The sequence below is a fragment of the Selenomonas sp. GACV-9 genome, from assembly GCA_900116485.1.
Classification (GTDB): Bacteria; Bacillota; Negativicutes; order Selenomonadales; family Selenomonadaceae; genus Selenomonas_A; species Selenomonas_A ruminantium_G.
In genome coordinates this window covers 1-18063 of sequence record FPAX01000008.1, presented here as the reverse complement: position 1 = coordinate 18063, position 18063 = coordinate 1, and the positions used below count along the sequence as shown (strand labels likewise).

At 51.1% G+C, this 18063-nt stretch carries 17 protein-coding genes; 13 read left to right on the top strand and 4 right to left on the bottom strand.

Features of this window, described 5'->3' with window-relative positions; genetic code table 11:
- Nucleotides 1-9 precede the first annotated feature (9 nt).
- The 10 genes from BM322_RS08165 (at nucleotide 10) to dcuC (ending at nucleotide 9905) form a co-directional block, all read left to right on the top strand.
- The gene (locus BM322_RS08165; RefSeq protein WP_318254572.1) at nucleotides 10-837 is read left to right on the top strand and encodes a polysaccharide biosynthesis/export family protein; all 828 of its coding nucleotides are present in this window, start codon (nucleotides 10-12) and stop codon (nucleotides 835-837) included.
- 252 nt (nucleotides 838-1089) lie between these two features.
- A complete protein-coding gene (locus BM322_RS08160) occupies nucleotides 1090-1581 on the top strand; it encodes a mannose/fructose/sorbose PTS transporter subunit IIB (protein WP_075429519.1) in 492 nt (163 codons plus the stop codon).
- A gap of 104 nt (nucleotides 1582-1685) precedes the next feature.
- On the top strand, nucleotides 1686-2489 hold the full coding sequence (locus BM322_RS08155) for a PTS mannose/fructose/sorbose transporter subunit IIC (RefSeq protein WP_075429517.1): 804 nt from the start codon (nucleotides 1686-1688) through the stop codon (nucleotides 2487-2489).
- Nucleotides 2490-2503: 14 nt separating this feature from the next.
- Nucleotides 2504-3328: a PTS mannose transporter subunit IID gene (manZ, locus tag BM322_RS08150; RefSeq protein ID WP_075429515.1), complete on the top strand. Its 825-nt coding sequence runs from the start codon at nucleotides 2504-2506 to the stop codon at nucleotides 3326-3328.
- A gap of 206 nt (nucleotides 3329-3534) precedes the next feature.
- Nucleotides 3535-4503, top strand: coding sequence for a sugar ABC transporter substrate-binding protein (locus BM322_RS08145; protein WP_075429513.1), 969 nt, complete (start codon nucleotides 3535-3537; stop codon nucleotides 4501-4503).
- Nucleotides 4504-4505: 2 nt separating this feature from the next.
- Nucleotides 4506-5831: a sensor histidine kinase gene (locus tag BM322_RS08140; RefSeq protein ID WP_075429511.1), complete on the top strand. Its 1326-nt coding sequence runs from the start codon at nucleotides 4506-4508 to the stop codon at nucleotides 5829-5831.
- Nucleotides 5828-6499 (top strand): response regulator transcription factor, encoded by a 672-nt coding sequence (locus BM322_RS08135; RefSeq protein ID WP_075429510.1) that lies wholly within the window; start codon nucleotides 5828-5830, stop codon nucleotides 6497-6499. The genes BM322_RS08140 and BM322_RS08135 overlap by 4 nt, the downstream gene beginning before the upstream one ends.
- Nucleotides 6499-7809 (top strand): sugar ABC transporter substrate-binding protein, encoded by a 1311-nt coding sequence (locus tag BM322_RS08130; protein WP_075429508.1) that lies wholly within the window; start codon nucleotides 6499-6501, stop codon nucleotides 7807-7809. Before BM322_RS08135 ends, BM322_RS08130 begins: the two co-directional genes overlap by 1 nt.
- Nucleotides 7810-7830: 21 nt before the next feature.
- Nucleotides 7831-8379 carry a hypothetical protein gene (locus BM322_RS08125; RefSeq protein ID WP_075429506.1) on the top strand — a complete coding sequence of 183 codons (549 nt, stop codon included), beginning with the start codon at nucleotides 7831-7833 and terminating at the stop codon, nucleotides 8377-8379.
- 143 nt (nucleotides 8380-8522) lie between these two features.
- Nucleotides 8523-9905 carry a C4-dicarboxylate transporter DcuC gene (gene dcuC, locus BM322_RS08120; protein ID WP_075429504.1) on the top strand — a complete coding sequence of 461 codons (1383 nt, stop codon included), beginning with the start codon at nucleotides 8523-8525 and terminating at the stop codon, nucleotides 9903-9905.
- A gap of 58 nt (nucleotides 9906-9963) precedes the next feature.
- Here dcuC and BM322_RS08115 read toward each other — a convergent pair whose 3' ends face one another.
- The 4 genes from BM322_RS08115 to BM322_RS08100 all read right to left on the bottom strand — a co-directional run bounded on the left by BM322_RS08115 (nucleotide 9964) and on the right by BM322_RS08100 (nucleotide 14358).
- On the bottom strand, nucleotides 9964-11118 hold the full coding sequence (locus BM322_RS08115; protein WP_075429502.1) for an alginate O-acetyltransferase AlgX-related protein: 1155 nt from the start codon (nucleotides 11116-11118) through the stop codon (nucleotides 9964-9966).
- Nucleotides 11119-11132: 14 nt separating this feature from the next.
- Nucleotides 11133-12575 (bottom strand): MBOAT family protein, encoded by a 1443-nt coding sequence (locus BM322_RS08110; RefSeq protein ID WP_075429500.1) that lies wholly within the window; start codon nucleotides 12573-12575, stop codon nucleotides 11133-11135.
- A gap of 152 nt (nucleotides 12576-12727) precedes the next feature.
- A complete protein-coding gene (locus tag BM322_RS08105; protein ID WP_075429499.1) occupies nucleotides 12728-13198 on the bottom strand; it encodes a PTS glucose transporter subunit IIA in 471 nt (156 codons plus the stop codon).
- Between the two features lie 62 nt (nucleotides 13199-13260).
- Complete coding sequence (locus BM322_RS08100) at nucleotides 13261-14358, bottom strand: hypothetical protein (RefSeq protein ID WP_075429497.1); 1098 nt, start codon at nucleotides 14356-14358, stop codon at nucleotides 13261-13263.
- A 141-nt stretch (nucleotides 14359-14499) separates the two neighbouring features.
- Here BM322_RS08100 and BM322_RS08095 point away from each other — a divergent pair, with 141 nt between their 5' ends.
- The 3 genes from BM322_RS08095 (at nucleotide 14500) to BM322_RS08085 (ending at nucleotide 17647) form a co-directional block, all read left to right on the top strand.
- Nucleotides 14500-14952 carry a metal-dependent hydrolase gene (locus BM322_RS08095; RefSeq protein ID WP_075429495.1) on the top strand — a complete coding sequence of 151 codons (453 nt, stop codon included), beginning with the start codon at nucleotides 14500-14502 and terminating at the stop codon, nucleotides 14950-14952.
- Nucleotides 14953-15003: 51 nt separating this feature from the next.
- Nucleotides 15004-16920, top strand: coding sequence for a fructose-1,6-bisphosphatase (locus BM322_RS08090; protein ID WP_075429493.1), 1917 nt, complete (start codon nucleotides 15004-15006; stop codon nucleotides 16918-16920).
- A 67-nt stretch (nucleotides 16921-16987) separates the two neighbouring features.
- Entirely contained in the window at nucleotides 16988-17647 is a 660-nt protein-coding gene (locus BM322_RS08085) for a hypothetical protein (protein WP_075429491.1), read from the top strand.
- Nucleotides 17648-18063: the final 416 nt, after the last annotated feature.

Sequence of the window (18063 nt, the reverse complement as noted above, 5' to 3'; positions counted from 1 at the left end):
TGTCCGATAGTGAAGAAAACATTCGTAGGTGGCGCAATGCTCGCCACGGTCCTTATGCTGGGCGGTGTGGCTCCAGTGCAGGCGTCTTCAGCGACTGATGCAGCTTATGAGGCGGCACAGAAACAGGATAGTCAGGCGAAAGCAGTAGTTGAAGAAAAGGCAAAGCCGGAAAAAGGCGCATATGTCGAGGCTGATTCTGTGTTCCAGCAGGCAGCTTTGAGTGTAAGTACGTCGGATGAGTATCGTCTGGCCAAATACGATGTCATATCCTTGGATGTCGTTGGTTTCCCGCAGGGACTTGGTTATTACACGGGAAGCTCGCAGGTCTCTGCGACGACTACAGCTTTGATGATCGGCCCTGACGGACGGGCAGCTATTCCATATATCGGCAATGTCAAGCTGGCTGGTCTGACTGTGGATGAGGCAAGAGACCTTATTCAGGCTAGATTAGGGGAATATATCCGTATCCCCAGCATGTCTGTCTCTATCCGTGAGTATGGCAAGCGCAAGGTCTACGTCATGGGTGAGGTGTCTAAACCGGGCATCCAGTCCTTGGATATCGACAGCCTCAATGCCTATGCAGCCATAACTTCGGCTGGCGGCTTCACCAAGCGTGGCCGCAGCACGCAGGTTCAGGTCCTGCGCGTTGTCGATGGTGTCATGTACTATCGTAGGCTTAACATCAAGAACTTCATCAAGAAGCATGACCTGAATCAGAACGTTGCCCTGCAGGATGGTGATATCGTTTATGTACCGACCTCGAATGCAATCATCTGGAATGAGGACGTACTGCCGTATATCAATGCTTGGGCATTGTATAAGAGCCTGACGAATTGATGATGGTCTGAGCATCATCGTATGGATCCGCATATCTCTTGGAGATATGCGGATTTTTTTTTGCGTGGATTTGGAAAACGCTTCCTATGACATCTGTCATATTCCTATGGAGAAAGTCGTGACAGAATTCAGCTGACTTTGACCGTGTTTTCTATTATTATAATTACTGTCAGAAAAATTATAAGGTTGTTGCTGCTGTGGCAATGGGGATTTTGTTATGGCGGCAGAGGTATTATGAAAGGGGAATGACATATGGAAATCGCATTTTGCCGTATCGACGATCGTCTGATCCACGGCCAGGTGGCTACGGTCTGGACGAAGGTTACGGGGTGCAACCGCATCATGTGCTGCAGCGATGAGGTCGCCAAAGATGACATGCGCAAGAAACTTTTGCTGCAGGTGGCACCACCGGGAATCAAGGCGTATGTCGTACCGGTTGAGAAGGCTTGCGAGGCTTACAAAAATCCGAAGTACGATGCGTTCAAGACGCTGTTCCTGTTCACGAAACCGGCTGATGTTGTCCGTGCGGTCAAGGGTGGTATCCCGTTCAAGTCGGTCAATCTTGGCGGCATGACCTATAAGGATGGCGATACGCTGATCTCGAGTGCTGTTGCGGTCAATCCGGACGATGTCAAGGCACTGCTTGAGCTGCAGGATATGGGCATTGAAGTTGAAATCCGTAAACTCGCCAATGAGCCAAAAGGCAACCTCATGGATGCTTTGAAGGCTAAAGGCATGGCTTGATACCATAGCAATCATTCATTTTCGCCGTAATTTTACCTGACAGACTGGTTGGGATTTTCGGTCTGTCAGGGAAACAAGAATAGAGATAGGGGTGTTTATACGTTATGACTTCTGTACAGTTTATTTTACTGATTATTGTCGCAGCGATTGCCGGCATGGGAAGCGTACTCGATGAGTGCCAGTTCCATCGTCCGCTCGTTGCTTGCACATTGGTTGGACTTGTACTTGGTGATATTACGACAGGTATTATTCTTGGTGGTACGCTGGAGATGCTGGCACTGGGCTGGATGAACGTCGGTGCAGCAATGGCACCGGATGCAGCGCTGGCTTCGGTAGTTTCGGCTATCCTCGTCATTGTCGGTCATCAGAGCATCGGCGCTGGTATCGCACTGGCTGTTCCGCTTGCTGCTGCTGGCCAGGTTCTCACGATTTTCGTACGTACGATTACGGTATTCTTCCAGCATTTGGCAGATAAATTCGCGCTGGAAGGCAATGCATTCGGTATCGAGATGTGCCATGTCGGCGGTCTGCTGCTGCAGGGTATCCGTGTTGCTGTACCGGCTGCTATCATTGCCGCTGTTGCTGGCACGGACACGGTCAATGCTATGCTGGCTTCCATCCCGGAAGTTATCACGCGCGGCTTGCAGGTTTCCGGTGGTTTCATCGTCGTTGTTGGTTATGCAATGGTCATCAACATGATGAATGCCCAGTCTCTGATGCCGTACTTCTTCCTTGGCTTCCTCATTGCCGTATTCACGAACGTCAACCTCATTGGTTTCGGTGCTATCGGCCTTATCTGCGCTTACTTCCACATCCGTGGCCTGCAGCGTGAGCTCAATGCGGCTGCAGCTGGCAATGGTGGCTCGGGCAATGCACTGGATGACATTGACGATTCGGATCTGATGTAAGGGGAGGTACAGTCATGGAAAAGAAACTTACCAAAGGCGATCTTGTATCGATTTTTATCCGTTCGAACTTCCTGCTCGGCTCCTTCAACTTCGAGCGTATGCAGGCTATCGGTTTCTGCGTTTCGCTGATTCCGGCACTCAAGAAGCTGTATAAGGATGATCCTGAGGAGTATAAACGCTCCCTCAAACGTCATCTTGAATTCTTCAACACGCAGCCGTTCCTGGCAACGCCGATCATGGGCATCATCGCGGCTATGGAGGAGAAGAAAGCCAATGGCGCGGAAATCGGTGAGGACACCCTCTCCGGCGTCAAGGTCGGTCTTATTGGTCCTCTGGCTGGTGTCGGTGACCCGATTTTCTGGGGTACGCTGCGTCCGGTCCTGGCAGCTCTCGGTGCAGGTATCGCGCTGACGGGCAGCATCGTCGGCCCGCTGATTTTCTTCGTTGCGTTCAATGTCATCCGTCTGCTGACCAACTGGTATGGTGTCATGTACGGTTATGACAAAGGTACGGAGCTCGTCAACGAGGTTGGCGGCAACCGCATGCGTTACCTCACGGAAGGTTCTTCAGTTCTCGGTCTGCTCGTCATGGGTGCCCTCGTTGCGAAATGGACGTCGGTCAACATGCCGATGGTCCTGTCCTCGTATACGAACAGCCAGGGCGACCAGGTGGTAACGACTGTCCAGAGCCTGCTTGACAGCTTGATGCCTGGCGTAGTGCCACTTCTGATGACGTTTGCCTGCATGTGGCTGCTCAAGAAGGGCGTCAATCCGCTGCTTATCATCCTTGGCCTGTTTGCACTCGGCATCGTTGGCTATGCGATTGGCCTCTTTGCGTAAGCAAGACGGGCAGGAAAATATCTCCACTTGTTCCATACGGTATTACAATATTCATATATATATTCCATTATGTAATACATTCCCAACAGAAAGAGCTTTGCCGCAAGGCAAGGCTCTTTTTGTTGAGAAACAATAGGTCATATGTCCTCATGACAGCGGGTTTTGTGCTATAATTGGAGCATAATGATTGAGAAAGGCGGAGTTTGATGGACGCACGGGAAAAATATTTCTGGGGGCTCGTGGGCGCGATGTGCTTAGGGCTCTTGCTGCTGAGCTTGCTGCATGTATCCCAGGGGGACCTTTCCGCACGGCAGAATGAGCAGCGGCGCAAGCTCGGAGCGGTCTATATGACGCTCAACAATCCCTTCTATGAGGTCGTCGATGAGGAAATCCGCACGGTGGTGGAAAACCATGGCGATGTGCTGATTTCACGCGATCCAGCCCTTTCGGTAGAACGGCAGCGTGAGGAGATACGTGAGCTTATCGCCGAAGGCGTGGAGGTCATATTCATCAACCCCGTAGACTGGAAACGCATCGAGCCGGCGCTCGAGGAGGCCTATGCGGCCCATGTGCCGGTAATCGCCATCGACACGAGCGTTCAGGATGAGAAATACGTGGCTTGCACGGTCATGTCTGATAACTATATGGCGGGCGTCCAGTGCGCCAGCCACTTGCTAGCTACTTCCTCTGGCGGCCAGATTGCCTTGCTCAAGCATTCCCAGGCCCATTCGTCGGTAGACCGCATCCAGGGATTCAAGGATACGCTGGCCGGTCATCCGGAATTCCAGATTGTCGACGAGGAGGAGTGCCTAGGGCAGCTGGAGCTCGCGATGCCGGCGATGGAGCGCATATTGACGGCGCATCCTGAGGTGTCTATCGTCATGGCACTCAACGACCCAGCGGCCATGGGGGCCATGGCAGCGCTGCAGAATGCAGGCCGTCTCGACACCGTGAAGGTCTATGGCGTCGACGGTGTGCCCGAGACGAAGGAGATGATCCGGCAGGGGCATATGACGGCTACGGCTGGTCAGTCTCCGCGGCAGATCGGCAAACGGGCGGCTGAGCAGGCTTACCGGTTGCTGGCAGGGGAGGAGACGGAGCGCGTCATCCAGCTGAAGACCCAGCTGTTGACCCGTCGGGTGCTGCTAGATGGCGATAAGGAGGGCTGGAACTGAGCATGAAGGTGGATTTTGATATGCTGAGGGAAAAGGAACGGATTGCGAGTCTCTATCGCCTGCTCAGTGTCTATAACGGCATGGTGGTGTTCCTGATGGCTGGTTTCATGAGCATCACCCAGGAAAAGATCATCCGGAGCATGTCGGCGCGTTCCTTCCTGGAGACGCTGCCAATCGTGCCCTTGCCAGCTGGCGAAGGCTTTGCACTGTCGATGATGTCCTTTCTGGTGCTGGTCATGCTGGGGCATCTTTACCGGCGCGATACGCTCAGCGACATGATGCGCTATATGGTATTCCTGGCGGAAATCACCGCCTGCATGCTCTTGATGCGCAGCCTGAATCTGGCCTATGATGGCGTTGTCCTGCTGGTCGTTGCCGACCTCATGCATCGCTATCAGGGCAAGAACCAGAGCTGGCTGCTCGTCGGAGCCATGTTTGGCCTTTACTGCATCGCTAATTACAATCTGGCAATCTTCCAGGGGCATGTGGCGCCCTTTGATGCCTATACCGCGTACTATAAGTCTTCGGTGCAGGCCATCTTGATTGCCGTGAAGAATTGCTTTGTCTCGCTCAATATCATCCTGTTCGTATCGTATCTGGTACTGCTGGTGCAGAACAAGCATCAGGAGAAGGAACGCATCGCGAGCCTCAACACGCAGCTTGGCGAGGCTAACAAGCGTCTGCGGGCCTATGCCATTGAGGCGGAGCGCATGGCAGAGACCCGCGAACGCAACCGCTTGGCCCGTGAGATCCACGATACGCTTGGACATGCCCTTACAGGCATCGCAGCGGGTCTTGATGCCTGCATCGTGCTCGTCGATGCGGCACCGGAGGCGGCCAAGAAACAGATGGCCAAGATCCGGGAGACTGCGCGCCGCGGCATTGTCGATGTGCGCCGGTCGGTGGAGAAGCTGCGTCCTGATGACCTTGAGAAACTGCCGCTGCGGCATGCGATTGCCCGCATGGTGGCTGAGTTTGCCGAGTCATCGAATATGAAGATCCGCGTCATCGCCTTGGGCTGGCCGGATAACCTGCGTGAGGACGAGGAGGAGGTCATCTACCGCGTCGTGCAGGAGGGTATCACCAATGCGAACCAGCACGGCCATGCGACGGAGGCGACGGTCACCATCGGCACGGAGCCGGGGCGCAACTATATCATCATCGCCGACAATGGCCAGGGCTGCAGCGATGTGGAGCCGGGCTTTGGCCTGCGTCATATGCAGGAGCGTCTGGATCTGCTGCATGGGCGGCTGCGTTATTGGAGTGATAATGGATTTACCTTGGAGGCCACGATACCGGCCGGGACGAGACGGGAGGAAATAGAATGATAAAGGTAGTGATTGCCGATGACCAGGAGCTCATCCGTGAGAGCCTGAAGATCGTGCTGGACCAGAATGTGGACATGGAGGTGTCAGCGCTGGCTGAGAATGGGCGCCAGCTCATGGATATGCTCAAGGAGAGCCAGCCCGATGTCATCCTCATGGATGTGCGCATGCCGGAGCTTGACGGTGTGCAGGCGACCAAGGCCGTCAAGGAGCTCTATCCTGCAGTCAAGATCATCATCCTCACGACGTTCGATGATGATGAATACGTGTTCAATGCCCTGAAATACGGCGCCAGCGGCTACCTGCTCAAAGGTGTATCAGTGCCGGATCTCACGAATGCGATTCGCACGGTGGTCAGCGGTGGTGCGATGATCAATCCGGGAGTCGTTGCCAAAGTGGTCAAGCTGTTCAATCAGATGGCCAAGAATAATCTGAGTGTCGAGACGGAGACGAATGGTGCCGAGGAGCTCACGCGGACCGAGCGCAACATCGCCCATCTCGTCGGTCATGGCCTGTCGAACAAGGAAATCGCTGAGCGGCTGAGCCTGTCGGAGGGAACGGTGCGCAATGGACTCTCTAATGCCTTGTCCAAGCTGGCCTTGCGCGATCGCACGCAGCTAGCCATCTGGGCCGTCCAGACAGGCCTTGCGGCTGCGGAGGTGGAACTCTGATGGGGGGCGATGGTAAGCGTCAGCTCTTACTGATGGCCTTTGCCCTGGTCATACTGCTGCTCGGTGCCTTTGCCTATCATCAGCAGCAGGCCGGTGAGCTGCGTGTCGGCCTGTTTGCCGGCAGCAACTGGGACGTGCCTGATGGGGATTCCTACGCGGTCATCGAGGCGGCTATCCAGCGGTTTGAGGCTAAGCACCCTGGCGTCAAGGTCACCTATGTCAGCGGCATCAAGAAGGAAGATTACTCGGAATGGCTGGCTGAAAAACTGCTGGCCGGCGATGAGCCCGATGTATTCGTCGTGCCGGGGGAGGATTTCAACATGTATGCGGCCATGGGGGCGCTGCAGGACCTGTCTGATCTTGGCAATCAGGATCGCGACTTCAATTGGGAGGTCTACTATCCGGCGGCCCTCAATTATGGGCGCTATGATGGACGCGCCTATGGGCTGCCCGTTACGAGCGTGCCGACGCTGATGTTTGTCAACAAGACATTGCTGGCCCGGGAGGGGATTGCCATCCCAGGGAACGATTGGACCTGGCAGGACTTCTTGGACATCTGCCGCCGGGTTACCAAGGATACTGACGGCGATGGCGTCCTCGACCAGTTCGGATTCTATGATTACGACTGGAAACTGGCAGCGGTGACAAATGGCGTGGAGCTGTTCCGAGCTGATGGACGGGCATCGTATTTTGCCAGCAGCCGCATGGAGGAGGCTGTGCAGTTCATGCTGCAGCTGCATGAAGCGCAGCGGGGCCGTGAGGTCACCGCCAAGGACTTTGATATGGGACGCGTGGCCTTCCGGCCCTTCACCTTTGCTGAATACCGCACTTATAAGCCCTATCCTTGGCGCATCAAGAAATACAGCTCCTTTGAATGGGACTGCATCAAGCTGCCAGCTGGCCCTTCAGGCGACAACGTATCGAACTTGCAGACGCTGCTGATGGGGGTTAGTGCGAAGTCTTCCCATAAGGAACTGGCCTGGCAGCTGCTGAAGGAAATCTGCTATGCCCCCGAGAGCCAGCAGCTCATGCTGACCAAGACGCAGGGACTGCCGTCGCGGCGCGATGTGGTCGAGGCTGAGGAGTCACAGGCCTTATTTGCCGCAAATGCACCGGGCTGCGAGGAGATGAATCTCCGAGTGGTCAGCGAGGTCATGGATCGGGCGGTCATGCAGCCGAAATTCAAGGGGTACGATGAGGCGATGCTGCGGGCCAACAATGAACTGCAGCAGATCATTACGGGCATCGTTCCGTTCAACAATGCCCTCAATAAATTGCAGAAAGAGATCAATGCGTATTTGCAGCAATAGATGATAAGGAGAGAGGAAAGCATGGTTCAACGTAAAACACCGGTAGAGATTGAGCGCAAGTGGATAGTGAATGGCTGGCCGGAGACGCTGGCAGATCAGCTGGCCTTTGAGCAGAAGATGCGGCAGGGCTATGTGTCTGTACGGCCGACCGTGCGCATCCGCGAAGAGGAAACGACGTGGTCAAATCGTGCTGAGCAGCCGTTGCAGGCGGAATATATCCTGTGTTTCAAGTCGAAGGGAAAGCTGGCCCGCAAGGAAGTCGAGCTGCCGATTCCGGTGGAGAAATTCCGTGAGCTGGAAGATTTGATCGGCAAACCGTTGATTGAAAAAGTCCGCCGCACCTATATGCTGGCTGATGGCAGGCAGCTGGAGGTCAATCATGTCGATCGTGGACTGGCCACGGAATTCTGGTATGCTGAGGTCGAGTTTGCAAGTATCGAAGACGCCAAGGCTTTTGAGCCGGCAGCTGTAGGCCTCGGGGAATATCTTGGTGATGATGTGACGGAGCAGCCAGGCCAGTCTATGGGGGAATATTGGGAGTCCACTCGCTTGCGCAGCCTGGACAAATGAACAAAAGGATCCTTCGGATATATGTACACAATAAATGGAACGTAATGGGGAAATAAGTTGTTCTGCGTGTTATTGTGTAAACAGGATTTATGGTATTATTAACGAATAATATTCCTGTATTATATATTTAGGAGGGTCCTTTTATGTTAGGATTGCTTATTGCACTCATTGCTGTCGTCTGGGTGACGCGGCTCGTGCTCAAGAAGTATCCGGCGCAGCCGGTGCTGTTCACGGCGGGTGTCATCATGATGATGATGACGCTGGTGCTGGGTCTGGGCGAAATCCTGCCGGACAAGAAAAGTACGGGTTCGGCCTGGCTGGATATCATCCAGTCCATCAGCCTGGCTTTTTCAAGCCGTGCTGCAGCCCTGGGCATGATCATCATGCTCATTGGCGGTTTCTCGATGTATATGGATAAGATTGGCGCCAGCACTGCGCTGGTCCGCTTGGCTATCAAGCCGCTGCAGAAGCTTGGTCATCCGTATCTGGTGCTGGCGCTCACATCGATCTTGACAAACGTGCTGGCCATGTTCATAAGCTCGGCCTCGGGATTTGGCCTCTTGCTCATGGTCACGATGTATCCGGTACTTGTGCGCCTGGGGGTCAGCCGCATCGCAGCCTGCGCCGTTATCGCTACGGCATCGGCTCCTGGCTGGGGCCCGGCTGGTGCCGATAGCATCTATGCAGCTGAGCTCATCGGCATGGAAATCGTGCCGTACTTCATGCAGTATCAGGTGCCCATCGGCATTGCTACGGTGCTGTCGCTGGCGGCTGCTCATTATTTCGTGCAGAAACATCTCGACAGGAAGCATCCGGATGAGATGGCGGGCAAGGATGTGTCGGCATCGATTACCAAGGAGCAGGCTGAGGCTCAGAAATCTCCGGAGGTACCGGCTTTCTATGCCCTGCTGCCGACGTTGCCGCTGTTCTTGGTCCTGTTCTTTGGTCTTGTGGATATGGGCGTCAAGATGGATATCAGCCTGGCAACGCTTTTGTCCCTCGCCATCACGATGGTCATTGAGTTCATCCGCCATCGCGACGGCCTGATTGCCTGCCAGGGCGTCAAGGCTTACTGGGATGGCATGGGACTGCAGATGGCCACGGTCGTCACGCTGGTCGTAGCCGCAGAGACCTTCTCGAAAGGCCTTATCTCGCTGGGCGCCATCAACACGTTGATTACCGGAGCGCAGGATGCAGGTTTCAGCGGCATTGGCATGATGTTCGTCTTCGTGGGTATCATCATTGCCGCTACGCTCGTCACAGGTTCCGGCAATGCAGCCTTCTTCGCTTTCGTGCCGCTGGCACCCAAGGTCGCTGCGCTGTCGGGACTGGCGCCGGTGCTGTTCGTCCTGCCCATGAACTTCGTATCGAACCTCGCCCGTTCGATGTCGCCGATTGCCGCGGTCATGATCGTTGTCGCCGGTGCGGCCCATCTTTCGCCGATGGATCTGGCTAAGCGCACGTTCTTGCCTGTGGCCATTGCCACGGTGGTCAACATTGGCTTGACGCTGCTGATGTTCTTTTAAGGCTGGTTTTATGAAAACTCCCCATAAGTTGGAGCTGATTCCAACTTATGGGGAGTTTTTAATTCAAAGGTGCCCATGTACCGAAAACACCATCATAGTTATAGCCGAAAAAGAAATGGCCTGCTTTTTCATAGAGAACGATATCAGGGGAATAAACATCTATCATTTTTGCAACATCAATGCTTTTTTTGCTGTCACGGATGTCTATATTGTGTGAAAATATGACTTGGTAGGTGTCCTGAATCACATATTTGCCCATGGCACTCCAATAGGAATCGCCAATTACAAGGATCTTCAATCTGTTAGAGGCATCGTTATTCGTAACTATCGTTTCGCCAGCCTGTCCTTCTACTCTGTTGGCAAGTGATTTGTTGGTATAATCAATAACGTGTTCTTTTGGTAACTCCTCTAAGTGTATGAAGGAATCATTCCAGGGGATATTGACATGTATCGTATTCCCCTCAATGCCAATCCGTCTCGTATAGGAGTTGACTTGCCGATCCTCGGTCTGGTAGTAGGTATCCTTTTTGATGTTATCAGATATATTCAACTGATCTAATAAAGCCCTTGCGGATACAAAAGCACCCTGTTCTGTCCAGTGATAGTCGTTTTTTACGCACATCTCTTTACGAGTGGCAAGAGAGTCGTTTTTTATCAGAGAATAGGCGTCTAAATACTCGATGTTATTGTTTTTCAGTATAGTGTGGAAGTCATTTACTGATTTCGTGTAATCATTATTTGCATATTCTTCTGGGAGCAGATCGCTCAGGATCCATTCCGTAGGTGGTGCAAGCATGATGATTAGGCGTACATCCTTGTTTTTGCATACGGTATTCAGGCGGTTCAATTGCTCGATCTTATCGGATTCGTCTTTTATCATTGTGTCTGTAGCAAAACGCCAGAATAAATATCCATCACTGCCTTTTACGATTTCCTTTGAGGTAATGACATTGAATAGTTTTCCATTCCAATGGGCCCAGTTGGATATAAGGTCTTTTCTGCCAAGAATCCTGTCGTTGAACCAATTTTCTATGCCGGTATAAAAACTTTTTGATAATGGTTCTGGTTTAGGGAAGGCATATATCTGTCTGTTTTCTGTTTCGGCGATATGCTGCATATTGACATTCTCGCGAAAAATCCCTGTCATGGGGAGGAACAATAGCAACATGAAGAGAAAAATCAATGATTTCTTGAGGAAGTTTACTTTTTTCATCTTTCAACCTCGTGTTAGAATCTAAAGTATATGAATGGGTTATGTGAGCTGCTGACTATACTCATGGCGGATATGACAAATAATAAAACAGATATTATGAAGCCAGAAAGCTTCTCGATGTAGAATACTCTATGGCTGAGGTTTGATGCCCTTATGACAATCCGTTTATAATGGGGACGCCAATCATAACAGAATATCAAGCCGATGACCATGGCAAAGACGATGTTGTTTTCCATAGGTATCGTATTGACATCGATAGCGGTTAAGCTATACATCTTGATCAGATATTCGCAAGCATAGTTCATCGTATCGGATCGGAATATTACCCAGCCGGTCAAGGCGATAAGGATCAGGTAGATATGGGAAAGAGTATTGGACTTCTTGAGTAAGTTACGTAATCCAAGAGTCTCTAGAGCAATGAAGATTCCGTAGAGAGCACCCCAACATACAAAGGTAGAATTTGCTCCATGCCATAAGCCTGAGAGAATGAATACAATCAACACATTCTTGATTTTTTTATAGGTACCTAGCTTATTACCGCCTAGGGGGATATATACGTAATCCCGGAGCCAAGTCGAAAGGGAAATATGCCAACGCCGCCAAAACTCACTTGCACTTTTGGCTATATATGGGTAGTTGAAATTTTCTTTATATCGGAAACCAAACATCATGGCGAGTCCAATAGCCATATCGGAATACCCGGAAAAGTCAAAATAGATTTGTAAGGCATAGGCGATAGCACCAAGCCACAGGTCTAGAAGGCCCAACTGCTCGATTGGCGCTGAGAATATCTTGTCTGCATATATAGATACTGTATTGGCAAGCAATACTTTTTTTGATAAACCATAGCAAAACCGTCGTATTCCGTTGTAAAGGCCTGCTTGCGTAACACAGCGATGATAAAACTGTTTCTTTATGTCTATGTAGCGGACGATAGGGCCTGCTACTAATTGAGGAAACATCATCACATAGGTCATGAATCTCAAAAGGCTTTTTTCTGGTAACATTCGCCCATAATACACATCAAACGTGTAGCTTAGTGCATGAAAGGTATAGAAACTGATTCCCAAGGGGAGAACGATGTCTTTGAATTCAAAAAGCTGCTTATGGAATAAAGCATTCAGGAGTTCTATCGAGAAGTTCAAGTATTTGAAATACCACAATAGGCCAATACATATAACGACGCAAGCAGAAAGGAGTCCTAGCCTGTATTTTTGTAGGAATGTCTTTTTATCATTGCTGTAGTCGGGATATAGATATGGTGCGATATAAAAATTCAATGCTATGACGAACATCATGATAAAGATGCTGTTCTGTTCGCCAAAATAATAAAAAATGCTGCTCGCGAGCAATAGATATGTATTCTTTATCTGGATGTTTTTGCGGGAAAGAAGATAATAACCTAATAGAACGAACGGCAAAAACAAAAATAAGAAGATTACTGATGAAAAAACCATGCCACATACTCCATTTAGTTTTGATTGCTTTTAGACCTTGTGATTATATCATCTGTAAGGGGTTTCGTAAATATCAATGTAGGTGATGGCGGCTGGCAAGTGAAAAAACACCCCCATAAACTAGGTTCCAGTTTATGGGGGTGTTTGGCAGTCTATTTTGTGTAGCTCAGTATAGGATCTGTGCCGCAGGTTACCATCTGGTCGGGATCCCGTGGGGTGAGATTACGTACTGTGTCATAATTGACGATAAGTACCGGCGAAATCAAGTTGATCTTATGCTTTTGCAGCAGCGGCAGGTCAAGCTTCAGGATGGGCTCGCCGGCTTTTACCTGGTCGCCGCGCTGATGCAGGGGGGTTATTCCCTGGCCGTTCATGATGATGCTGTCGAGACCGATGTGGACGAGCACCTGCACGCCGTCGTCAGTGGTTATGGCAAAGGCATGCTTGGTGTCGAAGAAAAGTGAGATCACACCATCGCATGGTGCGACTACAGTATCACTTTCAGCTGCGATTGCCAGCCCGTCGCCAGTCAGCTTTTCGGAGAAGACTGGGTCTGGTACAGTAGCAAGATCCAGCGTTTTGCCGGACATAGGTGCTATGAGTTGCCGCGTTGGTGTTGTCATTTTTCATCCCTGCCTTTTCTGTGAATATTCTTATTTATATTTTACTATTTGCGAAGAATTTATCAAGGGAGATTTGGAATGTTCTTGCTGATGGCTGTATGGCGGATGATGTCCTGTACGCGCAGGTCGATGGCCAGTTCCTGCTTATGCAGGGTTTCGGCTGTCGAGAATTCGGCCTGGCTGTTTTCGCGCAGTCCTTTGATGAAGTGCTGCCAGGCCTTGATGGTGGTCTCAGTGGACTGTTGCCGCTGACGGGCCAGATACTGAGCGCCGGCTGGGATAGCGACTTCATCGAGACGCTGCTGGCGTTTCTTGAGTGCGGGAATGACTTCATCCTCGAGCAGTTTGACAAGCTGGGCGCGCTGCTGTTCGCTCAGACGGCCGTTGGTTGTGCTGCTAAGTGTGCGGAATCGCTGCCGGTAGGCGATGAAGTCGTAATTGTAGGCTTCGACGATGCTTTCGGTATTGTCGATGTAGCTGGCGATGTCGCTGTTCTGCAACGGCGCGATGGTGTCGAGGTACTGCCGGTAATTCTTGATATAGACAACCTGCCAATGCCCATCGTTAGACTGTTCGAGGATCAGCTGCAGCTTGAATGGTGTCTGGGTGTAGTCTTCGAGGACGTTGAGCTCTGCCGTGACCGTGGCGCCGTTATGTTCCACATTGCCGAGGCTGACAAAGGTGGTATTGCGCAGCTGGCTGCGCTCGAGGAAGCGCTCAAAGTCGATGCCGAGCTGGCGTCCCTTGAGGATATCGGTGCCTTCCGGCAGGCTCCAGGCGCCGCTGTCGATGCGTGTCAGCACTGCCTGCTCGAGTCCTTTTGACAGCTGGGGCTTGATCAGTATGTAGAATTTCTCGAACATGGCCTTGGTATCGGCGGTCAATGTCGAGTCATAGGCGAAGAGATCGACGGTCAGATCGTCATAGGCCCGTGAGGACAGGACATCCATGTTCACGTATTTCTGGAACCGTTCAGAATCATGCTGCTCCATGGCAATCGTCAATTGCTTGAGGGCGTATTCTGGTGTCCGCGTGTAGAAAAAGCCATACCAGATGGCCGTGCCGATAAATGCGGCAATCAGCAGCAGCAGCAGGTAAAGGCGGCGCCGTTGGCGGACGCGTCGCTGGTGCAGCATTCTTTGCCAAGTATAATCATCCATTTGTAATTTCTCCTAACTGTAATTGTTTCTATTATACTATATGGATTAGGGCAAGGGCAAAAAAAGCGAAAATATCTATCCAAAAACGAACGTATATGCTACAATAATAAAAGAATAACTGTTCGATTTGAGGTACAAGCAATGAAATGGGTGAATCATGAGGTGGTGACGGGAGTCATCGTCTATGCGGCCGTACAGGATCCGCTGCCGGCTTTATACAGCATGGCTGGCGCCATCATGCCGGACAAGCTTGAGGGCAATCCGCGCAGCAATGATTACTGGAGCTGGCGCAGTCGTCATCGTGGCTGGTCACATTGGCCGATGCTATACCTGCTGCTGCTTGGACTGCAGCTCAGGATCCTGGATGGCGGAGTGGCAGCCTTTTTTGATTTGGGGAATATCGGGGTGTATTTCTGTATTGGCGCCCTGCTGCATATTGCTGAAGATGCTGTATGCGGCAAAGTTCCTTTTATCACGCCCTGGCAAAAGGTGGGGATAAAGCTTTTTGCTGTTGGTTCGGTAACAGAATATATCTTTTCCATCGTAGTGGTGTTGCTCAGCTATATGATTCAGGCAGGACTTGTGTTAAAATAAGCATGAATACTGAATGAATAATAACAAAGCATATAGAATGAGGTGCTGATGATGAGAAGTTCCTATGCCAAGGGGCAGCCGAACAAGGTCCTGCGCCTGCTGGCTGAAAAATACCCCACCAAAGAGTCTGTCTATGAAAAGCTGATCTATTTGCAGTCGCGTCTGTCCCTGCCCAAGGGGATTGAGCATTTCATGAGCGACCTGCATGGTGAGTATGCTTCATTCTTTCATATCCTCAACAATTGTTCGGGGGTTATCCGCGAGAAAGTCGACTATGTCTTCGGCGAACGCCTTAGCGAGGAGGAAAAGGCCGAATTTTGTACGCTTATCTATTATCCGAAGGAAAAAATCGAACAATTGGCGCGTGAGCACAAGAATACGCCTGACTGGTATCGCCGCAACCTGTCACAGCTGCTGGAGCTGTCAAAGCTCATGAGCTATAAATATCCGGCTTCAAAGGTAAATGGATTCATCCCGCAGCGCTATGAATCGGTGATTGTGGAGCTTATGAACACGCGGCCTGATGCGGACAATGCGCAATACGTCTATCATAAGCGGCTGTTGAACACCATTGTGCAGATTGACAGCGGTGCGGACTTCATCGAGGCCTTCACAGTGCTGATCAAGCGGCTGGCTGTCGATCGCCTGCATATCGTTGGTGATTTCTTCGACCGCGGCAATCGCCCCGATGCTATCCTCAACATGCTGATGGAACATCCTTCGGTGGATATCCAGTGGGGCAACCATGATGTGCTTTGGATGGGGGCGGCGCTGGGCAGTGAGACCTGCATTGCTGCGGTAGTGCGCAACTCCCTGCGCTACAAGAACACCGATGTGTTGGAACGCGGCTATGGCATCAGCTTGCGGCCGCTGTCGACCTTTGCGGCCCATATATACCCCGACGAGAACCCCCTCAAGGCGGCTGAACGTGCCATTACGATGATGATGTTCAAGCTTGAGGGGCAGCTGATTCGGCGCAATCCGGATTTCCAGATGGATAGCCGGCTATTGCTCGACAAGCTCGATTTGCGCTCTTCTTGCGCCGTGCTCGGGGATGGAAGGCGTCATGAGCTCGAGAGCGCTTATTTCCCCACTATTGATGAGGCTGCTGCTGATCTCTATGAACTTACGGCCAAGGAGCAGGAAATCATCGCGGATCTCAAGTCGTATTTCATCGAAAGCCCGGTGCTGCAGCGTCATGTCGATTATCTTTATCAGAAGGGAAGCATCTACACGCGCTATAATGGCAATCTGCTGTTCCATGGCTGTGTGCCGCTCAATGCGGATGGCAGCTTGCGGACGATTTCCTATGGTGGGCGGGAATACGCCGGACGTAAATGGTTTGATTTCTGTGAGCGCATGGCCCGTGAGGCCTGGCTCCATGGGGATCTGCCCGCCCTTGATTTCATGTATTTCCTTTGGTGTGGGCGCATATCGCCAGTATCGGGGCGGGAATTCAAGACATTTGAGCGAGCGTTGGTTCCCGATGAGAGCACCTGGAAGGAGCCCTCTGATCCGTATTTCAAATACATTGACCGGGAAGAGACCTGTGCCATGGTGCTACGGGAGTTCGGACTGGACCCTGCGCGGGGCCATATCATCAATGGGCATGTGCCCGTAAAGGTCAGGAAAGGCGAAACGCCGGTCAAAGCTGGGGGCAAGGCCATCATCATCGATGGCGGGTTCTGCAAGGCTTATCATAAGAAGACTGGCATATCCGGCTATACGTTGATCTCGAACTCGCGTGGCCTGCGTCTGCTGCAGCATCAGAAGATTGCCGATGTTCGGGAGGCTTTGAAGGAAAACCATGATATCGAGTCTGTATCGGAGACGGTGGAACTCCAGGCGCGCAGGACAACGGTAGGTGATACCGATGAAGGGAAACTCATCCAGGATGAGATCACAGATCTCTACAATCTGTTGCTGGCCTATCAAAACGGCTTGTTGAAGCCGCAGGAAGACAGATAGTATTTAAGTAAGATAGGAAAATATCCGATATATAGGATATAGTGATTATCATAAGGGAGGGACAAGAATGATGAAGGCGATATTGGGGTTAGTTAAGCCGTGGCGGCTGCTGGTATTCTTATGGGCATTGATACTGTTTCCGCTTACAGCCAGTGCGGAGAAGACCAATTGGGTAGATGAGTCATATGATTTTTCCAAGGTGCAGAAAGCGCTGGTTTATGACATTACCCTCACGGATAAGGCGGAAATGGCTAATGACCTATTAGAGCAAGTGATAGCAGAAGATTATCTGAAGAATGCAGCCCGGCCTGGTTACCGGCTTATCCGGCCGGACAAGGCTGCCATCTTATCGCCGGGAGATCCTAAAGGCGCGGCGGATATCTATATCACGGCAGAACTCCTGAAATGGCATGATGATTCCTATGTCAAGTCACCATATACAAGCTGGGAAACGAGAACGTCAACACGCAAGGTGAAAAGGAAGAATGGAACTTGGTATGAGGAGACATATCATACGTCGGTTCCTGTCTACCATCCGGCAGAAGTCATCTATACCTCTACCGTACGGATTCGTTTTGAAGTATTTGATGCCAAGACGGGTAAACGCGTCATGGCCAGGGATGAGCTGAGAGAACGGGACAACTCCCGCCATGGACAGCAGGGAATCTTTGGCCGGATCAGCAAATCATTTTTCGATGATTTAGGCAAGAAAATCAAACCAAACTGAATATATGGGAAGGATGATAAAACGGGGTCGCCGCTGTCAGCGGCTCCGTTTTATCTTTTTTTGAAAAAAGTGTTGACAAAGCAGGAAAAGACGTGTATCATAATACAAGTCGCTGAGAGATACGGCACAGGATGTGAATCCGCAAAGCCTTGATTGGCAAAGGGTTGAAACACATCGGTTCCGAATTCAGTCAAAAAGAATTTCAAAAAGTTCTTGACAGAGAAAACTCAACGCGATATAATAAACAAGTCGCTACGATGAGCGGCGCGGTTCGAAAGAACCAGAGATTGTTCTCTGAAAACTAAACAATGCAGAATGAATCATGCAACATGATTCAAGCCAGATGTTTGATGAAACTTCGGTTTCATATTCAAAACATCGATTGGTATGAACAACATAGCAATCGGCAATTTCTT